Annotated in this window: 17 protein-coding genes, 1 tRNA gene and 1 pseudogene; 12 read left to right on the forward strand and 7 right to left on the reverse strand. The window is 70.1% G+C overall.

Annotation, left to right across the window (positions count from 1 at the left end; genetic code table 11):
• Positions 1-117: 117 nt before the first annotated feature.
• From OG735_RS41915 to OG735_RS13005, 3 genes and pseudogenes are all read right to left on the reverse strand, one after another.
• A pseudogene (locus tag OG735_RS41915) lies at positions 118-210 on the reverse strand (hypothetical protein); the annotation flags it as partial.
• Complete coding sequence (fxsT, locus tag OG735_RS13000; RefSeq protein ID WP_327323329.1) at positions 211-2,205, reverse strand: FxSxx-COOH system tetratricopeptide repeat protein; 1,995 nt, start codon at positions 2,203-2,205, stop codon at positions 211-213. It abuts the pseudogene before it with no gap.
• Between the two features lie 280 nt (positions 2,206-2,485).
• Positions 2,486-4,654, reverse strand: coding sequence for an MFS transporter (locus tag OG735_RS13005; RefSeq protein WP_327323330.1), 2,169 nt, complete (start codon positions 4,652-4,654; stop codon positions 2,486-2,488).
• A gap of 91 nt (positions 4,655-4,745) precedes the next feature.
• Here OG735_RS13005 and OG735_RS13010 point away from each other — a divergent pair, with 91 nt between their 5' ends.
• Positions 4,746-5,651, forward strand: a complete 906-nt coding sequence (locus OG735_RS13010) for a LysR family transcriptional regulator (RefSeq protein ID WP_327323331.1) — start codon at positions 4,746-4,748, stop codon at positions 5,649-5,651.
• A gap of 45 nt (positions 5,652-5,696) precedes the next feature.
• Here the strand turns inward: OG735_RS13010 and OG735_RS13015 are convergent, their stop codons facing one another.
• A complete protein-coding gene (locus OG735_RS13015; protein ID WP_327328297.1) occupies positions 5,697-6,086 on the reverse strand; it encodes a TraR/DksA family transcriptional regulator in 390 nt (129 codons plus the stop codon).
• A gap of 82 nt (positions 6,087-6,168) precedes the next feature.
• Complete coding sequence (locus tag OG735_RS13020; RefSeq protein ID WP_327323332.1) at positions 6,169-6,663, reverse strand: SseB family protein; 495 nt, start codon at positions 6,661-6,663, stop codon at positions 6,169-6,171.
• A 465-nt stretch (positions 6,664-7,128) separates the two neighbouring features.
• Between OG735_RS13020 and OG735_RS13025 the strand changes: the two genes are divergently transcribed.
• The 6 genes from OG735_RS13025 (at position 7,129) to OG735_RS13050 (ending at position 12,954) form a co-directional block, all read left to right on the forward strand.
• Positions 7,129-7,554 (forward strand): OsmC family peroxiredoxin, encoded by a 426-nt coding sequence (locus OG735_RS13025; RefSeq protein WP_327323333.1) that lies wholly within the window; start codon positions 7,129-7,131, stop codon positions 7,552-7,554.
• Between the two features lie 270 nt (positions 7,555-7,824).
• Positions 7,825-8,658: a hypothetical protein gene (locus OG735_RS13030; RefSeq protein WP_327323334.1), complete on the forward strand. Its 834-nt coding sequence runs from the start codon at positions 7,825-7,827 to the stop codon at positions 8,656-8,658.
• Complete coding sequence (locus OG735_RS13035) at positions 8,655-9,029, forward strand: transcriptional regulator (protein WP_327323335.1); 375 nt, start codon at positions 8,655-8,657, stop codon at positions 9,027-9,029. Before OG735_RS13030 ends, OG735_RS13035 begins: the two co-directional genes overlap by 4 nt.
• A 2,352-nt stretch (positions 9,030-11,381) precedes the next feature.
• Positions 11,382-12,113 (forward strand): SDR family oxidoreductase, encoded by a 732-nt coding sequence (locus OG735_RS13040; protein ID WP_327323336.1) that lies wholly within the window; start codon positions 11,382-11,384, stop codon positions 12,111-12,113.
• 30 nt (positions 12,114-12,143) lie between these two features.
• Positions 12,144-12,590: a cupin domain-containing protein gene (locus OG735_RS13045; RefSeq protein ID WP_327323337.1), complete on the forward strand. Its 447-nt coding sequence runs from the start codon at positions 12,144-12,146 to the stop codon at positions 12,588-12,590.
• 94 nt (positions 12,591-12,684) lie between these two features.
• Complete coding sequence (locus OG735_RS13050; RefSeq protein WP_327323338.1) at positions 12,685-12,954, forward strand: alpha/beta fold hydrolase; 270 nt, start codon at positions 12,685-12,687, stop codon at positions 12,952-12,954.
• A 13-nt stretch (positions 12,955-12,967) separates the two neighbouring features.
• Here OG735_RS13050 and OG735_RS13055 read toward each other — a convergent pair whose 3' ends face one another.
• Complete coding sequence (locus OG735_RS13055; RefSeq protein ID WP_327323339.1) at positions 12,968-13,543, reverse strand: TetR/AcrR family transcriptional regulator; 576 nt, start codon at positions 13,541-13,543, stop codon at positions 12,968-12,970.
• Positions 13,544-13,668: 125 nt separating this feature from the next.
• Here OG735_RS13055 and OG735_RS13060 point away from each other — a divergent pair, with 125 nt between their 5' ends.
• Positions 13,669-14,685, forward strand: coding sequence for a hypothetical protein (locus OG735_RS13060; RefSeq protein WP_327323340.1), 1,017 nt, complete (start codon positions 13,669-13,671; stop codon positions 14,683-14,685).
• A gap of 218 nt (positions 14,686-14,903) precedes the next feature.
• Here OG735_RS13060 and OG735_RS13065 read toward each other — a convergent pair.
• Positions 14,904-14,978 (reverse strand) — tRNA-Val (locus OG735_RS13065).
• 184 nt (positions 14,979-15,162) lie between these two features.
• On the opposite strand from OG735_RS13065, the gene OG735_RS13070 reads away from it, so the two are divergent.
• The 4 genes from OG735_RS13070 to OG735_RS13085 all read left to right on the forward strand — a co-directional run bounded on the left by OG735_RS13070 (position 15,163) and on the right by OG735_RS13085 (position 18,899).
• A complete protein-coding gene (locus OG735_RS13070; protein ID WP_442812600.1) occupies positions 15,163-15,954 on the forward strand; it encodes a DUF4097 family beta strand repeat-containing protein in 792 nt (263 codons plus the stop codon).
• 71 nt (positions 15,955-16,025) lie between these two features.
• Positions 16,026-17,399 carry a hypothetical protein gene (locus OG735_RS13075; RefSeq protein WP_327323342.1) on the forward strand — a complete coding sequence of 458 codons (1,374 nt, stop codon included), beginning with the start codon at positions 16,026-16,028 and terminating at the stop codon, positions 17,397-17,399.
• Between the two features lie 223 nt (positions 17,400-17,622).
• Complete coding sequence (locus OG735_RS13080) at positions 17,623-18,204, forward strand: DUF4383 domain-containing protein (RefSeq protein ID WP_327323343.1); 582 nt, start codon at positions 17,623-17,625, stop codon at positions 18,202-18,204.
• Positions 18,201-18,899, forward strand: a complete 699-nt coding sequence (locus tag OG735_RS13085) for a FadR/GntR family transcriptional regulator (RefSeq protein ID WP_327323344.1) — start codon at positions 18,201-18,203, stop codon at positions 18,897-18,899. The genes OG735_RS13080 and OG735_RS13085 overlap by 4 nt, the downstream gene beginning before the upstream one ends.
• Positions 18,900-18,940 lie beyond the last annotated feature (41 nt).

Raw genomic sequence — 18,940 nt, forward strand, 5'->3', positions numbered from 1 at the left:
CACACGGCTGCAATCGGCTACGAGCGCCTCGAACTCCCTTACTGATACGGCACGTTCACCTGCGGTGCCCCGCGCGAGGGCGAGGTCCCTGCGGCAGCGCAGCACATCGGGGTGCTCCTCGCCCTGGACCCGTACACGGTCGGCGAGAACCTCCTCCAGGAGGGCAACCGCGCGCCGGTGGTCCTCGGCGATGCGGTGTGCGGCGGCCAGCTAGCCGCGGCTCGTGAGAGTGTCGGGGTGATCGGGGCCCAGCACGCGCGCACGGTCCGCGACTGCCTGCCCGTACAGCTCGATCGCCAGCCGGTGGTCGCCCGCGACCCGGTGCGCGTACGCGAGCCCGTTGCGGCTGCTGAGGGTGTCCGGATGGTCCGCGTCCAGCACGCGCGTGCAGTCCGCCACCACCGCCTCGTACTCCCTCACCGCGCGCCGGTGTTCCCCGGCCAGCTGAAGTGCGTACGCGAGCCCGTTACGGCTGCTGAGGGTGTCCTGGTGATCAGGGCCGAGCACCCGGGCACGGTCCGCGACGACCGCCTCGAATTCGCGCACCGAACGACTGTGCCGGCCCGCCTTGCGATGGGCATAGGCGAGCCGGTCGCGGCTGGCGAGGGTCGACGGAGCATCGCCCCCGAATACCCGCATCCGGTCCAGGAAGACGTCGTTGCACAGCGACACCGCCTTCGCGGGTTCACCGGCCTTGCTGTGGAGCTCGGCGAGGAAGTCGCGGCTGTCCAGCGTGTCGGGATGGTCTATGCCCAGCAGCTCGGTCTGGCCGTCCACGACCGCGTCGAGCAGTGGGATGGCGAGCATCCGCTGGTCTCGGGCGACGAGCTCGTCGGCGGCGCGCCGGTACATGGCGATCACGTCCGCGTCAGGATTCCCGGACGGACCGGCGGCGAGCGACTGGATATGGGGCAGCAGCGACTGGAGCAGACGCTGCGCTTCCACGTCCGGCTGCGCTTCCACGTCCGAGGGAGCCTCGGCCGGCAGCGCCTGCGCCATGGCGCGCTCGGCGTCCGCGTGTCCGCGCCCGTCCGATTCCGGACCGGCTCCGCGCAGCACTGTCTGGACCAGTCGGTGAACGGTGACGGTCTGCGGCCCGAGCGAGATCATGTTGTAGTCCGCAAGCAGCTTCAAGGCGGCATGGACATCGTGCCCATGGTCCGCGAGAGGCACCAGGACTGCGCGGGGCAGCGCCTCGGGCGCGTACCACGCAAGGACATGCAGCAAGTCGACGGCGAAAGGATCACGACGGCGGATCGCTCCGAGAGTCGTCTGCCAGATGCGAGCGATGGTGCGCGTGGTGTCCGTGCCGTCGGCCGCCGTGTCGAGCGCGGCGTCCGGGGTCGTACTCAGCAACGTGCGGTATGCGGCGAACGAGGTGCCCGTCTCCCGCAGATAGGCTCCGGCCTGCGACAGCGCAAGCGGCAGCCGGCCCAGATCGGCGGCCAGCTCGGTGGCGTGTCGCAGCTCGGTGGGATCCGCCGCACGCCCGGGCAGCGCGACCTTGCACAGCAGGTTGGCAGCTGTCCTGGGGGTCAGTACGTCGAGCGGGACCAGCTCGGTGCCCTTGTGCCATCCGGTCGCCCGGCGACTGGTGACCAACTGGTGGCCGCGCCCGAACAGCTTGCCCACATACGGATTGACGTGGATCGGGTCCTCGGCGTTGTCGTAGATCAGCAGCCACCCGGGGTGCTCGTGCAGCCAGGCAAGGGCCCAGTAACTCTGCTCCTTCGGCGTGGCGGTGATGGCCCAGCCCGGATGCAGCAGCACCGCCAGGTCGGCGAAGGCCGAGTCGATCTGCTCCTCGGTCTCGGCAGTGATCCACCAGACGAGTGGATAGTCGCCTTGCCGCGCCCGCGTCCGCGCATAGTGCAGCGCGAGGGACGTCTTGCCGACACCGCCGAGGCCGTGGACCGCAGTGGCTTGCGTGATCACCCCGCCGCCTGCCGTGAGCACGTTCTCGATTGCCGCGAGCGAGTGTTTCCTGCCGACGAAGACGTCTGTTGCCGCTCCGGGCAGATTGTTCATCCCGGCGGGAGCGGAGATTTTCGCGACGGCAGCCAGCGCTTCGGCCGGCAGCACGGTCGCGTGCTCCTCAGTGTGCGGATTGCCACCGGCGTCGGCGACCGTCCGACGCTCGGCGAAGGCCTCCTGCTCCTGTGCTCCCGCCTCGCGCGGGACACGGAGCTCTTCACCCAGAATCATGCCCCGGTGCCCCCGATCCCCCGCACCGCTAAAACTGTCACCGCGCCCCCGTCGCCAACTGCCTGATCGTCTGTCAACGGTATTGTGCCCAGGCGGGATTGTCACCGGAGCGCATGCTGAGTCGCGCGCCCCCCGGTGGTCGGGACCGCACCCGCCACCGCGGGTGCGACCCTCGCCCCAAGGCTCGATCAAGGCCCGATTCAAGGCAGCCCGATGAAGGCTCGGTCAGGCCCCGATCAGGCCCCGATCAGGCCCCGATCAGGTCCCAATCAGGTCCCGATCAGGCCGCGACCGCCGCGCGCACCACCGACGCGGCCAGCCGGTCGTTCTCTGCGGCGGCTCCGCCCGGGAAGGCGTACCGGCGCCGGACATAGCCGTATGCGATCCCGCTGCCCGGGTCGGCGAACCCCAGCGCTCCGGCCGCCCCGCTGTGGCCGAAGGCCTCCGCACCCAGGAACGAGTAGCGCTGCCCCAACGCCTGGAAACCCAGGCCGAAGGTGTCCTGGTCGCCGGTGACCAGATCGGTGCCCACCGCGTAGAGCCGGGCAAACTCCGCGACCGTGTCCGACTTCAGCAGGGCCACCCTGCCGTCCACCTCGCTGATGGCGGCGGCAAACAGCCCCGCGACTCCGCGCGCGTTCCCCACCCCGCCCGCCGAGGCCTGGCCGAGTGCCCGCACGGCACGGGTATTGGCCAGCTCCACCAGATCGGTGGGTGGGGTGGCGTTGAGGCCGAAGGCGATCCCCATCAGGCTCTCCGGATCCGGTGCACCGGCCTGGAGCTCGGCGAGCTGCTCCGGCGTGGGCTGCATCGGCAGTACGTCCGCATAGCGCGCTTCCAGCGCCTCGGGCAGCCCGAGATGGAGGTCGAGCCCGTACGGAGCCCGCACCCGCTCCTCGTACAGCTCCTGGATCGACCGCCCGGTGACGCGGCGTACCACTTCGCCGGTGAGAGCGCCGATGACGAGGGCGTGGTACCCGTACGCCGTCCCCGGCTCCCAGTACGGCCGCTGCCCCGCGAGGCGGGCGGCAAGCACCCGGTCATCGGCGAGCTCCTCGATGGTGAACCCGCCGTCGACGCCGATCACCCCGGCGCGGTGTCCGATCAGCTCCCGCAGGGTGAGCCGGTCCTTGCCCTCGGCCGCGAACTCCGGCCAGTAGTGGGCGACTTCACGGTCGAGCTCGAGTACACCGTCCTGCACGAGCAGTGCGACGACCAGATGCGCCGCGCCCTTGGTGACGGAGTAGACGCCGGTGCCGGATCCGAGTCCGGCCTGGTGCGCGGGCAGCTCCGCGACGACGGTGACCGTCAGCGCGGGTGCGCACAGGCCCATTCCGGCGGAGAGGACCAGCAGGTAGAGCGCGTACAGCGGATACGGAGTACCCGTGTCCGCCATGGAGACGAGCAACAGACCGGCCCCGATCAGCCCGAGACCGCCGCCGACCAGCGGCCGCGGCCCGAACCGGGCCTGCCAGCGCGCCCCGAGCTTCGGTACGAGCGCCATGCCGACGGTCAGCGGCACGATCGCCACGCCGGTGAGCGCGACCGAGAAGCCCTTGGCGTACTGCAGATACTGCGCGTTGACGTAGAAGAGCGAGAAGAGCCCGAAGAAACTCGCGGCCGTGCCCAACGCCCCGGCCCGCAGCCGCCGCGAGGCGAAGACTCTGGGGTCGAACAGCGGACGCTCGGCGCGCAGGGCGTGCACGGTGAAGAGCGTGAGCAGCACCGCGCCGACCGCGAAGGCAGTCAGGACGTGCGCCGAACTCCAGCCGTACGAAGGGCCCTCGATGATTCCGTAGACCACCGCGACCAGCGCGACGGTCAGCAGCAATGAGCCGAGCGGGTCGAGCGCGGCGGCGGAGTGCGCGGGTGTACGGGGCGTGGTCCGGGCGACGGCGAGGGCGAGCAGCGCGGCGAGCGGCACCATCGCCCAGAACAGGGCGCGCCAGGACAGGTACTGGCCGACCAGCCCGCCGCCGAGATTCCCGGCGAGGCCACCGAGTCCGACGGCGAGCGTCCAGGTGGCGAGGGCCTGGGCAGTGCGCTGCGGTCCGGCGAGGCTCACGAGGATCGACATGGTGGCGGGCGTGATCAGCGCTGCCCCCGCGCCGCACAGCCCGCGCCCGGCGATGAGGACGGCGGGCACGGTGGCGAGCGCGCTGGTGGCGGCGCCGGCGGCGAAGAGGCCGAGGCCGCAGAGGAGGGCGCCCTTGCGGCCGAGGCGGTCACCGAGGGCTCCCGCGGTGATGAGGAGCGCGGCGAAGACGATGACGTACGCGTCGACGGCCCAAAGGATCTGAGTGTCCGTCAAGTCGAGTGCCGAAGCGGCGAGCTGCGGAATCAGCAGATTGATCGCGGCGACCATGCTCTGTGCGACGAGCACACAGCCGCAGAGCGCGAGCAGCGCGGAGCGGGTCAGACCTGGTGGCTTCTGGGCAGGGCTGGACAAGGCTCCTCCTCGGAGCTGGTCGGGTTGGGGTCTGCTGTCCACCGTAGGGTTGGGTCCACTTGCTTTCCAGTGCAACTAACGCAAGGAATAAATGCGCGTGACGCAATCCAGCCTGGACCTCAATCTTCTGGTCGCTCTGGACGTCCTCCTGGAGGAATCCAGCGTCTCCGGCGCCGCAGCCCGCCTGCATCTGTCGGAGCCCGCGATGAGCCGCACCCTGGGCCGGATCCGCAAGGCGCTCGGCGATCCGGTACTGGTGCGCGCGGGCCGGAACATGGTGCCGACGCCGCACGCCCTCGCCATCCGCGGCGAGGTCCGGGCGGTCGTCGAGCAGGCACGCGGCATCTTCATCGCCGGTGGCCAGGTGGACCTGCACGCCCTGTCCCGTACATTCACCGTGCTCGCGCACGACACACTCGCGGCGGCATTCGGCTCCGCGCTGTTCGCCAGGATCGGCGAAGAGGCACCGGGTGTACGGCTCCGTTTCCTGATGGAAAGCCATGTGGACGTACCGGCTCTGCGTGAGGGCGTCGCCGACCTGGAAGTGGGCGTGATCGACACCCGCTCCCCGGAGGTCCATACGGAGCACCTCTTCGACGACCGGATGCTGGGCGTCGTACGCCCCGGTCACCCGCTGCTGCGCGGCAGACTCACGCCGGAGCGTTTCGCGTCGGCGGACCACCTGATCGTGTCCCGCCGCGGCCGCCTGCAGGGCCCGATCGACACTGCCCTCGCCGAACTCGGCCTGACGCGCCGGGTGGTGGGCAGCGTCGGTACGTATCCTTCGTCGCTGTTCATCCTGCTGACGAGCGACCTGGTGGGCCTGGTCGCCACCCGGGCCCGCCCCCTGACGGACACCCTGGGCCTGAAGACCTTCGAGATCCCGCTGCCACTGCCGCCGCTCCCTTTCGGGCTGGCGTGGCACCCCCGGCACGACGCGGACCTGGCGCACGCGTGGCTACGGGGGTGCGCGCGGGAGCTGATCACGGCGGGGTGACGGGGGAATCCCTGCGTATGGGGGTGCGTGCTGAGTCCGCCCCGGTCAGCGGGGGCGGGCCGCGGCACAGCGCACGCAGGTGCTCGCCGCGGGGCGCACCTCCAGACGTTCCACCGGGATCGGCTCGCCGCACCCCTCGCACCGCCCGTAGTCGCCTCGCTCCAGCCGTTCCAGCGCCCGATCCAGATCGGCCAGGTGGTCGCGCGCCTGTGCCAGCAGCGCGGCGATATGGGCCCGCTCGAAGGCGGTGCTCGACCCCTCCGGGTCGTGCTCGTCGTCGATCGCCACCAGGGCATTCGCCTCGACGATCCCGTCGAAGTCACGGCTCAAAGCCGCGATCCGGGCGCTCGTGCCGGTACGTTCGGCCGCCAGCCGCTCGCGGACTGGCTCACGCCCGGTCGGGGGGAAAACGGCATCATCGGACGAATCGCTCACCACTGCGACAACATCGGCGTTCGGGTTCGCATTCCGCGCACCCCGCGCCGCGTGCACGCCGGACGGCGGGCCGAGAACCCTGTCATACGGGCGGGGTCCGGCCGGGTTCTCCGGCGCCATCTCCCTCCGCACCGGTCTGGTCCGGCCGGCCGACCTGACCGTTGCGCCGGCTGACGCCGGGCAGCGCCCGCACCAGGTCGGGGGGAAGGGCGAGGCCCTGGTCAGTGGACGGGTTGACCGCCAGCCACAGGTCGTCCGCCGGCCAATTCGCGGCCAGCTCGACGATGGGGATGCGGAGCGCGGTGCCGGGGTCTCCCCCGGCCGCCACCAGCGCGTCCTCGGTCGTGAAGACGGGGATGTATCGAGTGCCGTCCTGCTCGATCACCGGCAGGGCGATAGCGCCCTCGGGACGCTCCTCCTCGCCCTCCACCGGCGGCGCCTGCGGTAGCAGGGCCACGCTGTTCGCAAGACCGATCAGGGTGGCCTGGGTGTCCGCCGCCTCCGCTGCGGACTGGGTTCCCTCGGGGGAAGGCCCATCGGTCGGGGGCCCGTGTTCGTCGGGTGTCGAGGCGCTCATGTCCTGTCCTCTCGTCGGCGTTGCTCACCGGCCACCCGCTCGACACGGGTGGGCACGGGTTGCCGCAGTCGCCGCCGGATGCCGCCCAGCGGCACGGGGCCGGGGCAAGCGTGGCAATACCACCAAGGTATTGCCGCCCGACGTTCTGTGCGACGTTGTCGATCAGGGAATCGGCGGTGATCGCGGCTGATCCTCCGTCCCGGGACCAGGATCGCGAATGGATCGCCCCGGTCCGGCGACGCCTCTCGCGTACGGACGGACCGCGTACGGACGGACCGCGTACGGACGGACCGCGTACGGACGGACCGCGTACGGACGGACCGCGGGCAGACGGACGGACCGCGGACACACGGACCGCGGGCACACGAACCGGCGAGTCGTGCGGTACGGCGCGTCGGAAGCCCGGGCGGCTGTCGCAGGGCGGACGATCTGGGAGACGTCATCCGTACACAGGAGGGATCCATCGTGGCCACCACACGCAACGCTCACACCGAGTGGGAAGGCGAACTGCTCAAGGGCTTCGGGGAAGTTACGCTCGACTCCTCGGGAGTCGGCCACTTCCCCGTGACCTGGGCCTCCCGCGCGGAGGAGCCTGAAGGGAAGACCAGCCCCGAGGAGCTGATCGCCGCAGCCCACTCCAGCTGCTTCTCGATGGCTCTGTCGAACACTCTCACCAAGGCCGGAACTCCACCGACGCTGCTCACGACGAAGGCGGCGGTCACCTTCGAGCCGGGCACCGGCATCACCGGAATCCACCTCACTGCGCAGGGCCAGGTGCCGGGTATCGACGAGGCCGCCTTCAAGGCGGCGGGCGAGGACGCGAAGGTCAACTGCCCGGTGAGTCAGGCCCTCACGGGCACGACGATCACGCTCACTTCCGCCCTGTCCTGATACCGCGAACGCGAACCCAGGCCCCCTCTCCGCTCCGGCGAATTCGAGGGGGCATTCGCATGCCCCCTCAGGCGCTGGCGGCCGCTGCGAGGATGTCCTGCCGAATCCGCTCCATCAGCTCGCCCATGTCGCGGGCCTCTGGGTCGAGTTCCCCGGCGCGGGGCCTGCTCTTGACTGCCATGTACTTTGCATTGCAAAGTTTATGCTCGGCGGGCGGCCATCCGGCGGTCTGCTTCCCAGCGCTGCAGAAGCGCGACCACCGGGGGCATCATGGAAACACCCGAATTGAGCAGCGCGGACGAATCCGAACCGAGGGCGCACGCGGCTGGTCTGCTGGCCGCGACGGAAGGTCTGCGGGCCAAGACCCGCCTGCAGCTGAACGGCTCATGGGTCCCCCTCCTCGGCTTCGGCCTCCTCGCGCTGGCGGCCGCTCCGCTCGCCCGGCACGCGTTCAACTTTGGAGCGCACGAACGCCACATCGGGTCCTATCCGGCCTTCGCCTACGCCGAGCTGACCGGCCTGTGCGTCGTTCATGAACCAGGAACCCCGTGTCTGAAGGGCGAGTTCGACGGCGCCGTCCTGCGCTTCGCGGCTTGGGGCGTCTGGTTCGCGCTCCTCCCCCTGGCATGGTTCGCCTTCGCCCGCTGGTACCGCGTGCGCGGTGAGACACGGGGCATCGTTCCTCGTCGTAGTGTGTGGATCCGCGCCACCACCGCAGCCACTGCGGCGGTCACGGCGTCGCTACTGGTGCTCCTGTTCTGCAGGAACCAGCCATGGGAGGCCGAGCTGCTGGAGAACAGGTACGCCTCCCCGTGGTACCTGGTCGGCATCGGACTCGTCGCCCTCGGCCTGGCCGAACGCAGTTGGACCGCCGCGGTGGCCGGCAGCGCCCACGCCCTGCTGCTCACCGGCTACCTGGGAGCCTCCTGGGGCAGTGGGTGGCTTCCCTGGGAGCACCCCGCCCACCCCGGTTGGGCCGACGGACCGCAGGCCAAAGCGCTCCTGCTCGCCGCCATCCTGCTCCTCCCCGGTCTGGCGGAGTGGGCGGCGGTCCGACGGTGGGCCACGCCGGGCGCCGACGGTGCGCGTACGGTCGCTGCATGAGCGTCGAGGACTCGCCGGCCGCGCGGGGCGACCACGAAGGACTGCATCCGACCCAGGCACTGGACGACACCGTCCACCAGCGTGTGCGGCTCGGCATCCTCACCATCGCCCGCGAAGCCGAGCGGGTTGAGTTCGGCTTCCTGAAGAAGCAACTGGCCGTCACCGACGGAAACCTCTCCAGGCACCTGAAGGTGCTGGAGGACTCAGGCCTGATCATTCTGGAGAAGGGCTACGCCGGCCGTCGCCCCCGCACATGGATTGCCCTCACCCCCGGAGGCGCGCAGGCACTGGACGCCGAACTTCGCACCTTGCGTGCACTCGTCAGCCGCCTGGAGGCCCCCCACCCCGCATCCGGCCCGCCCGACACGTGATCACCACCTTTGGAGCGAGGCGGGGCGAGTTGGGGCCTCACCTGCGGAACACAGACTTCGGCGTCTTCCGGCTGTGGCCTCCGCGGGCATCCGCAGTTCCCCGTGAGTCCCCGCCCCGTCGGGCACGCCAGGGGCACGTGGACTGGCTGATCAGGATGTGGGTGTCCTGATGTGTCCGAGGGCGATGAGTCCCAACCCAATGACGGCGACGCTCGGAGAGGAGGGTCCTCTGGAGACGTTGTCGATCAGCTGCGGCTGCGGTGGTTGCTGTACTTCTCTGCTGTACAACAACTGCTCGGCTTGCCCTTAGCCGGCATGGGCGTGGGCGTGAGGGCCGCCCGCGACGCCGGCGGCCCCCCACGCTGTGTATTGCTACGTCATCACGGCGAGCAATACACGATGGCATTTCCGGACGAGGCGTTGCCGCTGGGGTTGTCGAAGACGACCATCCAGGTGGCGGGGCCAACCCGTCGGGAGACACCCGGGACGGGGCCATTAAAGGTTGTGAGCCAACCGCCCGAGACAGCCCTCTGGCCGGGCGGGCAGCTGGCGTTGGCGGTGATGTTACTGCTGAGCGCAGGAATGGCAACGTTGGATCCGATTACTTCTGTGATCGCGATCGTCCCTGTCGGCCCGGTTGCTCCCGGCGTACCCGGCGTACCCGCCGTACCCGTCGCACCTGTAGGGCCCGTTGGCCCGGCCTCACCGGTTACTCCCGGCATACCCGCCGTACCCGTAGCACCTGCCGCACCCGTCGCACCTGTAGGGCCCGTCGGCCCGGCCTCACCGGTTACTCCCGGCATACCCGCCGTACCCGTCGCACCCGTCGCACCTGTAGGGCCCGTCGGCCCGGCCTCACCCGTTACTCCCGGCATACCCGCCGTACCCGCCGCACCCGCCGCACCCGTCGCACCCGTCGCACCCGTCGCACCTGTAGGGCCCGTTGGCCCGGCCTCACCCGTTACTCCCGGCATACCCGCCGTACCCGCCGCACCCGTCGCACCCGTCGCACCCGTCGCACCCGTCGCACCCGTCGCACCTGTAGGGCCCGTCGGCCCGGCCTCACCCGTTACTCCCGGCATACCCGCCGTACCCGCCGCACCCGCCGCACCCGTCGCACCCGTCGCACCCGTCGCACCTGTAGGGCCCGTCGGCCCGGCCTCACCCGTTACTCCCGGCATACCCGCCGCACCCGTCGCACCCGTCGCACCTGTAGGGCCCGTCGGCCCGGCCTCACCCGTTACTCCCGGCATACCCGCCGTACCCGCCGCACCCGCCGCACCCGTCGCACCCGTCGCACCCGTCGCACCCGTCGCACCTGTAGGGCCCGTTGGCCCGGCCTCACCCGTTACTCCCGGCATACCCGCCGCACCCGTCGCACCCGTCGCACCTGTAGGGCCCGTCGGCCCGGTCTCACCCGGGTCGCCCTTCGCCCCTGTTGGGCCCGTGCTGCCCTGGGGGCCGGTCGGACCTGTCGGGCCCGTCGGCCCTGTTTCGCAGTCGTCCTTGCCCTTGCCAAGTTGCCGGTCTTTCGCCGAATGGGGCTTCTTCTTGTGGCCCCACTCGTCCTTGCACTTGAGACCGCCGTTGTATTCGTTAGTCACGGACGCCATTGCCGTGCTCATGCTCTGCGCCGCGGCCACGGTAGGGCCGCAGACGCCCGTCGCCAGGACCATCGTGAGGGAGGCCATTGTGCCGCCAGTCATCCACATGCCACGACGGGGCAGGGGTCCCAGCCGGGATCCTGTCCTGCACTCAGGACTCATGAACTCACTCCTCTTTTCGATCTCTCTAGGGAGTTCGACCCAGGGCTGAGCCTGACCCATAGGCAGCCAACAGTTCGTCACGTTCGGCCGGAACTCACCAGATAATCAGCAATTCGGCTTATTCGACCCGCCCCCCCAGGCGGGGCGAAGCCTGCCGTCTCAGTTTCCGTGCTCATCCCGCCCATGGCTGCCGCCCTGCCGCAAGCAGACGCTTGCACTGCGCGATCCCCTGCTGACCGCGGTTGACCGGGCGATCTGGCACGGCTGTGGCACGACGAGCATCTGATCCGTAGCTCTGTGCGGATCAGTCATCGGGGGCCGTACAGGCCTTGGCACATGGCTCTGGAGCCGGTACAGGATGTCTGCGGTCGGCGGGGTTGCTGTACTTCGTTGCTGTACCTCTGGAGCCCCCGCATGGGCCGCTCGATTTACCTACTTCGCAGTCGACTGTATGCACCCATTGTCAGCGTTGCCGTCAGCACGCAGCGCCTCCAGGATGCCCAAGAGCCCACGGTCCGCGTGCACCGGGCACTGCACAGTCGCAACCTGGACGTATGACCTATCGGTGCGCGACGAAAGGTGCCCCATGAATATCGCAGTCATCGGCGGTACCGGCCTGATCGGGTCGCAGGTCGTGAAGAAGCTGAACGCGGCCGGGCACGAGGCCGTGCCGCACTCGCTGTCCACAGGTGTCGACGTGATCACGGGCCAGGGCCTGGCGGAGGCGTTGGCCGACGCCGACGTGGTCGTCAACCTGACGAATTCCCCGACCTTCGACGACGCGTCCCCCGCGTTCTTCCAGACCTCGATGGACAACCTCCTGGCCGCCGGCCAAAAAGGCGGGGTGGGGCACGTCGTCATTCTCTCGATCGTCGGCGCGGACCAGGTGCCCGATCTCGTCTACTACCGGGCCAAGGTCCTGCAGGAAGACATCCTCAAGGCCGGGCCGGTCCCCTACTCGATCGTCCTCGCCACCCAGTTCATGGAGTTCATCGACGCCGTCATGTCCTGGACCACCGAGGGCGACACCGTCCGCCTGCCCACCACCCCGCTCCAGCCGATCGCCGCCCAGGACATCTCCGACACCGTCGCCGAAGTCGCCGCCGGTCCCCCCTTGAACGGCACCCTCAACATCGCTGGGCCCGACGTCTTCCCCCTCGACGAACTCGGCCGGATCACCCTGAACGCCCACCCCGACGGCCGCACGGTCGTCACCGACGACACCGCCGGCATGTTCGCCGCCGTCCACGGCGATGCCCTCACCGCCAAGGGCGACGCCCGCATCGCCCCCACCCACTACAGCGACTGGCTCTCCTGAACCACCCAGCCCATCACCGGAGGCCTCACAATGTCGAACAATGAGCCGGCAGCAGGCAGCGCTGAGAGCCAACCGCGCTCAGAAGCATGGAAGACGGCGCTAACTGTGCTGCAGTCGGTGAAACCGCCGTCCATTCCGGATGGGGCAGAGGCGATGACGGTCCTCATCGAGTTCCCTCCCGGCGACCCCGGTACCCCTCCGCACCGGCACTCGGGACCCGCCTTCGGCTACATGCTGGAGGGGGAGATGCTCTTCGAGCTGGAAGGCGAGCCCGAGCATGTGATCAAGGCCGGGGAGACATTCTGGGAGCCGGGCGGCGATGTCATCCACTACCAGGACGGGAACAACCGGACGGACTCCCGGAGCCGCTTCCTCGTCACCATGATGTGTGCGCCGGGTCAGCCCATGCTCACCCTGGTCGACGACGAAGAGCTGGCACAGCGTCAACACCTGCGAGCTCCCCGTCCGGGCACCTAACCCGCCGCTGTGTCCCGACACGCCCGCCGCCCGCGAGGCGGGCCTCGCCTCGCTGCGGCGCCTTGACTACCGGCTGGCCTCCTCCCACGCTGCGGTGCGGGGAGAGAACGTCGCGGCACAGGCCGCCGCCAACGCTGCCTGGGGCGCCGGCGAGGACTCGGCCTGGGCCGGCCTGGAGAAGCTCACCCTTCCTGTCCTCGTCGCCAACGGCGCCCACGATGTGATGATCCACGCGTACCAGAGCTACGCAATGTCCCAGCGGATGCCGAACGCCAAGGTGGTGCTGTACAGCGACGCCGGTCACGGCTTCCTCTTCCAGCACATCGAGGACTTCGGCAACGAGGTCCTCGCCTTCCTGCGCTGATCCGCCTGGACGGCTAGTCGGCACGTGGTTGCGGGGCGGGTGACAGTGCGGTGCGGGCGGCGGAGAGGACCTGCTCGGACAGCGGGGAGTCCTTGGTGGCGCGGGCCAGGAGAAGGGCGCCGAGCATGGTGCACAGCCGGGCGATGCCGTCCTCGTCGTCGGTGGCGAGCCACTGGGTGAAGTCCTGTACCCCTTTGGTGTAGGTGCGGTGCGCCCCGTGGTCGCCACTGCGCCGGGCCATGTCGGTGGCGAGCGCGGCGACGGGGCAGCCCGAGGCGGGGTTGTCCCGGTGCCGGACGGACAAGTATCCGTCGATCAGGGCCTGCTGGGCCTCTGCGCGGTGCCCCTCGTGCTCCTCGAGCGTGGTGGCGTGGTGCTCGGCCAGTTCGCCGACCGCGTGGATGACCGCCTCGTCGATCAGAGCCTCCTTGGAGGCGAACTGCTTGTAGAAGCCGCCGTGCGTCAGGCCGGCCGCCTTCATCAGATCCGCGACGCTCACGCCCGTGCCCTGCTCGCGGAACAGCTGCGAGGCCCGCTCCACGACCCGCTGGCGGTTCGCCTGTGCCTGTGCATGTGAGACGCGACCCATAGGGCACCTCCTTTTGGATGTCGGACGACATCTATCGTACAGTGCTGTTTAGATCACCCGCATCATCTATTTTGGGCGCTCCCCTCCCCTCATCCAGGGCGCGCCCCCTTCACGGGAGACATTTCATGGCCACTCGCCTCGGCCCGGCCGCCGAAGCCGACCTGACCACCGGCTCCTCCTCGACCGCGCCACCGGTCCGGCTCTGGCTCCAGCCGGCCGTGATCGCCCTGGTCGTCGTGGCGGCCTTCGTCGGCTGCTACGTCGGTCTGCAGCGCAACCCCCAGCCGCACCGGGTGCCGGTGGCTGTCGCCGGGCAGGAGCTTTCGGGCGAGATACGCCAGGTCCTTGGTGACAGCGTCGATGTCCATCCTGTCGCCGACGCCGCCACGGGGCGTGCTGAGCTGGAGCGTCGCGATGTCGTGGCCGCGCTCAGCGGCCGCGCGGCCTCCGACCGGTTGCGCCTGGAGGTCGGCGGGGCCAACGGGCAGTCAACGACGACGGCCGTCAAGAGCCTGATCGGCGCCTATGCCCACGGGTCGAGCCAGCGCCTGACCACGGTGGACGTCGTCCCGTTCGCCCGTTTCGACTCCCGTGGACTGGCCGGGTTCTATATGGCGTTCGGCGTCACGCTGGCCGGCTTCGTCCTCGCCCAGAACGCCCTCGGGCTCGCGAGCCATCTGCACCTGCGCCACCGGTTCTGGCTGCTGTCCGGCGCCTCTGTGGCCATCGGCATCGTCGCCACCGTCATCGCCGGACCCATCCTCGGGGCGGTGCCCGCGCCGGTGATGCCGCTGGCCTTCTGCTTGACCCTGCTTGCCGCGGCAGCCGCGTTCACCACCAAGCTGCTGGGCACCTACCTCGGCCCGGTCGGCGTGCCGGTCGCCACCCTTTTGCTGCTCACGGTCGGCAACTCCACCAGCGGAGCCACCATCGGCCCGGACCTCCTGCCCTCCGCCGCTCGCGCCGTCTCCGCCCTGCTGCCGCCGGGCGCGGCCGTCCGCGCCGTGACCGACCTGAGCTACTTCCACGGCGCGCAGGCGGTGCAGCCATTGGCCACCCTCGCGCTGTGGGCGGTGATCGCCGCGGTCCTGGTGAGCCTGCGCCCCCACCTGAGGCGGCGGCGCACTCGGGTGACCACCTGACCCACGGTCAGGGTGAAGGTCGTGTCACAGACGTGCCACTACGGGCCCGCAGGGTCCTTCTCGAACACCGAAGGGCCATCGTCCAGGACACGCAGCGGGAGGCAGTGAGCCACCTGGACCGGATGCTCAAGCGGCGGCCGGTCGTCAATGACCGCCCCGGTTGATGTCAGAAGTGGATGTCAAAGGCCCCAGCCATGATCGGCTGGGGGCCTTTGCACTGGTGGGCGCGGACGGTTTCGAACCGCCGACATCTGCTTTGTAAGAGCAGCGCTCTACCCCTGAGCTACGCACCCGTGGATGAAGGAACAGCGTACATGGCAGACGGGGGCGCCCTGCAAACCCGTTCCCACCACGGCGCCCGACCGTCGCCGAGTACGGGGGCTACCCCCACCCCGAAACGGTGGTCGCCCGGATCGTTCCGGCGCCTGTGGGGGTCATAGTTTGGGAAGCACATCGGCAGCACTACCTGGGGGAACGATCACCGTGGCCGCACTCCGCACCCACACCCACGCCCACACCCGCACACTCCTCGCCGCCTCCGGCGCCGTCGTCGCCGCGGTCGCTCTCAGCGGGTGCGGGAGCGTCGATGCCGGAGCAGCGCCCGTCGAGAGCCGTTCCTTCCCCCTCACCGGGAAGACGCTGACCATCGACTCCGACAACTCCGAGATCAAGCTGGTGCCGGCCGATGTGAAGGACGTGCAGGTGACCCGGCAGGTCGACGGGTGGGTGTTCCTGGGGGACGGGCCGGAGGCCTCCTGGGAGATGAAGGACGGGACGCTGACCCTCCGCGTCAAGTGCGATGCGGTCTCCAGCAACTGCGAGTCGCGGCACACCGTGAAGGTCCCGCGCAGCGTCGCCGTCACCGTCGAGGACGACAACGGCAGCGTGACCGCCGAAGGATTCCACACCGCGCTGAAGCTCCGCTCCGGCAATGGCAAGGTGACGGTACGGGACTCCAGCGGCCCCCTCGAGCTGAACAGCGACAACGGCGAGATCGTCACCGAGACCGTCACCGCCAGGACCGTGACCGCCCGGTCGGACAACGGGTCCATTCAGCTCGGGCTCACCGCCGCGCCGGACCGGATCGAGAGCGTCAGCGACAACGGCGAGGTCGTCATCGAGTTGCCGCGCGCCGGAGCCCCGTACGCCGTCACCGCCACGAGCGCCAACGGCGATGTGAACGTCGACGTGCCGACCGCCGACGGCAGCGCGCACGCGGTCGAGGCACGCAGCGACAACGGTGAAGTCACTGTGCGAAGCGCGAACTAACCAACCCGTGTGTTCGTCCTTACCTGGTGGGAGAATGAACCGGGCAGGGCGATTCGGCACGGGAGAGGGATGTGACGGCGACACACGCACAGCCGCACGCAAGAGCGAAAGCGAGTGCGAGAGCCGTCCGCGACGTCCTTGCGCTGATGCTGCTGCCGTTGCCGTTGGTCGTCGCGGCGCTGCCGGGTGCGTTCGCCGGCGGGGGTACGCGGCGCTGGTTCGGCGGGCGCGGCGAGAGCCAGCGGGCCGACGCACAGGCCGCGAAGGACGCCGCCGCCGCTGCCTTCGTCGAACTGGACACCGCTCAGCGCGATCTCCGTATCTCGATAGAGACGATCACGGCGGTGGACAGTTCGCCGGGTGCCCGCCGGGCCGTGGACGACTTCGCCGCGCTCGGGCGGCGGATCGACGAAGCGAGCCTTGCGTACATCACCGCCGTCGACGCTCATGATCTCGACCGTGACGACCTGGAAGCCTCGGTGGCTTCACAGGCGCGCGGTGAGCTGAACCGGGCCAAGGACGATCTCGTACGGGTCAAGGGCGAGCTCGACCGGTTTGCGCAGGGGCTCGGGCCGCTGCTCGACAAGGCCGAGACGCAGCTCGCCCGGCTGGCGCCCGCCGTGGAGCGGGCGCGACAGGCGCTCCTTTCCGCGAGCAATGCTCTCGATTCGGCGCGGAGCTCCGGTCTGCGAGCGGACGATCTCGCCGCCCGGCTCGCCGCACTCGGCCCCGAGCTGACCATGCTCAACCAGGGCGCAGGCCGCCACGGCGTGGCCGAGACCCTGCAGCGCGCCGACCGGGTGCTGCGTGACGCCGAAGCCGTACGGGCCGAGGCGGACCGGCTGCCCGAGCGTGCCGCCGAGACCGACAAGCGCCTGGTGTCGCTCCGTACCCGCGCACAGGCTCTCAGCAACCGCGCCGGATCCGTCGAGCCGGTCCTGAGCGAGCTGCGGCGCCGCTTCTCCGCCGCCTGCTGGCAGGATCTGCAGCCGGTCCCCGAGCAGGCGGCGGTCAGCGTCCGCCAGGCCGAGGAGAAGCTCAAGGAAGCGGGCAAGGCGCGCGACGAGCAACGGTGGGCGGATGCGACGGCCCTGCTCAGCACGGTGCGTGCGCTGCTGAACGCCACCGATGAGGCCGTGTCGGCAGCCGGCGACCGGCTGCAGCGGCTCAACGCCGTGGCGAAGGACCCGCAGCAGGAGATCGAGCGCACGCGGTTCGCGATCCGGGACGCGCAGCGCCTCGCCATGGCCGGGCGGAGCATCCCGGACCCCCGTCACGCGCGGCCGCTGGACGACTCGGTGGGGCAGCTGGAGCGGGCCGTCACCGGGCTCGAGGGACGCCACCCCGACTACTGGCACTTTCTGACGGAGACCGAGGCGGTACGGCGCACGGTCGCCCGCGTGGTCGAGCAGATCCGCGAGGACCGGGGCGCGGGCGGGACCTGAGGGCCCGGGACGCGGTCTGAAGGCGCGTGGCCCAAGGATCGAGGCGTGGTCCGTGGTCCGTGGTCCAGAGGCCCATGACCCCCGCGTGGGCCCCGAAAGTCCGAGGCCCTGGTCACGCCCGCCTCAAGGCCCACCCAGCCGGATCCCCTTGCGCCTGGCTTGTACGGGCCCGTGCGCGGGCGGATCCTGGGGTGTGTACGCGTACCTCCAAAGGAGGCCGGACATGGCCACACACGTACTGCATCACAAAGCCCGCCGCACCAGGCTGGACGAGCATCTGCCCGTCGACCACCGGCTCAGCCAGTTCTACCGCGTGGGCGCCGGTCTGATGGGCCTGTTTCTGCTCGCCTTCGGGATCCTCGGGGTGATCGACAAGATCGGCTTCTTCGACACCGGTGGGGACACGGTCGCGGGCCTGAACACCAACGGAGCGCTGAGCGTGCTGTCCATCTGTGTCGGACTGCTGCTCTTCGTCGGGATGATCATCGGCGGTAACTTCGCCTCGACCCTGAACATGGTCCTCGGTATCGCCTTCATCCTCAGCGGCTTCGCGAACCTCGCCCTGCTCGACTCGAGCTTCAACCCCCTCAATTTCCACATCCAGAACGTGCTGTTCAGCTTTGTGGTGGGCGTGATGCTGATGTTCTTCGGGATGTACGGCCGGGTCAGCGCGACCCTTCCGCACGACAACCCGTACTGGAGGACCCGCCATCCCGAGCAGGCCGCGCAGGAACAGCGCAGCCTCCAGCGGGCCGCCACCCGGGATCCGGCGCTTGACCAGGCCAAGCAGCACGAAAGCGGATGAGCCGCAAAGTCGACGTCGCCCACGCAGGGCGTGGGGTGCACAAGGCCGCGGTGGAGGGGCTCGCCCGCCGGATCGTCGGCGGGCCCTACGCCGAGGGCGACGCCCTCGATCAGTCCGCGCTGATGGCCGAGCTGCACGTCAGCCAGACCGTGCTCCGTGAGGCGATCGAGGTGCTGACCGGCAAGGGGCTGCTCGACGTCCGGCAGAAGCGCGGCACGCGCGTACGCCCCCCGGACGACTGGAACCTCCTCGACACCGACGTGCTGCGCTGGAAACTCGCCGCCGGTGTGCCCAGCGACTTCTTCGCCGACCTGCTGGAGCTGCGCCGCTCCATCGAACCGGCGGCGGCCTCGCTCGCCGCCGTGCACCGGACCGACGAGGACCTCGCGGCGCTCGGCGCCGCGCTGGCCGCGATGAAAGCGGGCTGGGAGGATGCGGTCCTCGCCGTGCGGGCCGACGCCTCCTTCCACACGGCCCTGCTGGCCGCCTCGCACAATCGGTTCTTCGCGCAGCTGCGCCGGGTGATCATCCCGGTGCTGATCGAGCGCGACCGGCGGGTCCAGCTGGCCGGGACGGCCGAGGATCCGGTCGCCGTGCACGCCGCGGTCGTCGATCTCATACGGATCGGGGACGTCGACGGCGCCTACATGGCGACGCTGGAGCTGCTCGACATGGCCATGCGCCAGCATCCGTAGCCGTCCCGGCAAGGAGGAACCCGCCCGGCTGCCGCTAGCCT

This window comes from Streptomyces sp. NBC_01210 (genome assembly GCF_036010325.1).
Classification (GTDB): Bacteria; Actinomycetota; Actinomycetes; order Streptomycetales; family Streptomycetaceae; genus Streptomyces.

Excerpts from the sequence above, each read along its gene's own strand:
- fxsT (WP_327323329.1), bottom strand. The coding sequence starts at position 2,205 with ATGATTCTGGGTGAAGAGCTCCGTGTCCCGCGCGAGGCGGGAGCACAG.
- OG735_RS13010 (WP_327323331.1), top strand. The coding sequence starts at position 4,746 with ATGCGCGTGACGCAATCCAGCCTGGACCTCAATCTTCTGGTCGCTCTG.
- OG735_RS13020 (WP_327323332.1), bottom strand. The coding sequence starts at position 6,663 with ATGAGCGCCTCGACACCCGACGAACACGGGCCCCCGACCGATGGGCCT.
- OG735_RS13030 (WP_327323334.1), top strand. The coding sequence starts at position 7,825 with ATGGAAACACCCGAATTGAGCAGCGCGGACGAATCCGAACCGAGGGCG.
- OG735_RS13035 (WP_327323335.1), top strand. The coding sequence starts at position 8,655 with ATGAGCGTCGAGGACTCGCCGGCCGCGCGGGGCGACCACGAAGGACTG.
- OG735_RS13040 (WP_327323336.1), top strand. The coding sequence starts at position 11,382 with ATGAATATCGCAGTCATCGGCGGTACCGGCCTGATCGGGTCGCAGGTC.
- OG735_RS13045 (WP_327323337.1), top strand. The coding sequence starts at position 12,144 with ATGTCGAACAATGAGCCGGCAGCAGGCAGCGCTGAGAGCCAACCGCGC.
- OG735_RS13055 (WP_327323339.1), bottom strand. The coding sequence starts at position 13,543 with ATGGGTCGCGTCTCACATGCACAGGCACAGGCGAACCGCCAGCGGGTC.
- OG735_RS13060 (WP_327323340.1), top strand. The coding sequence starts at position 13,669 with ATGGCCACTCGCCTCGGCCCGGCCGCCGAAGCCGACCTGACCACCGGC.
- OG735_RS13080 (WP_327323343.1), top strand. The coding sequence starts at position 17,623 with ATGGCCACACACGTACTGCATCACAAAGCCCGCCGCACCAGGCTGGAC.
- OG735_RS13085 (WP_327323344.1), top strand. The coding sequence starts at position 18,201 with ATGAGCCGCAAAGTCGACGTCGCCCACGCAGGGCGTGGGGTGCACAAG.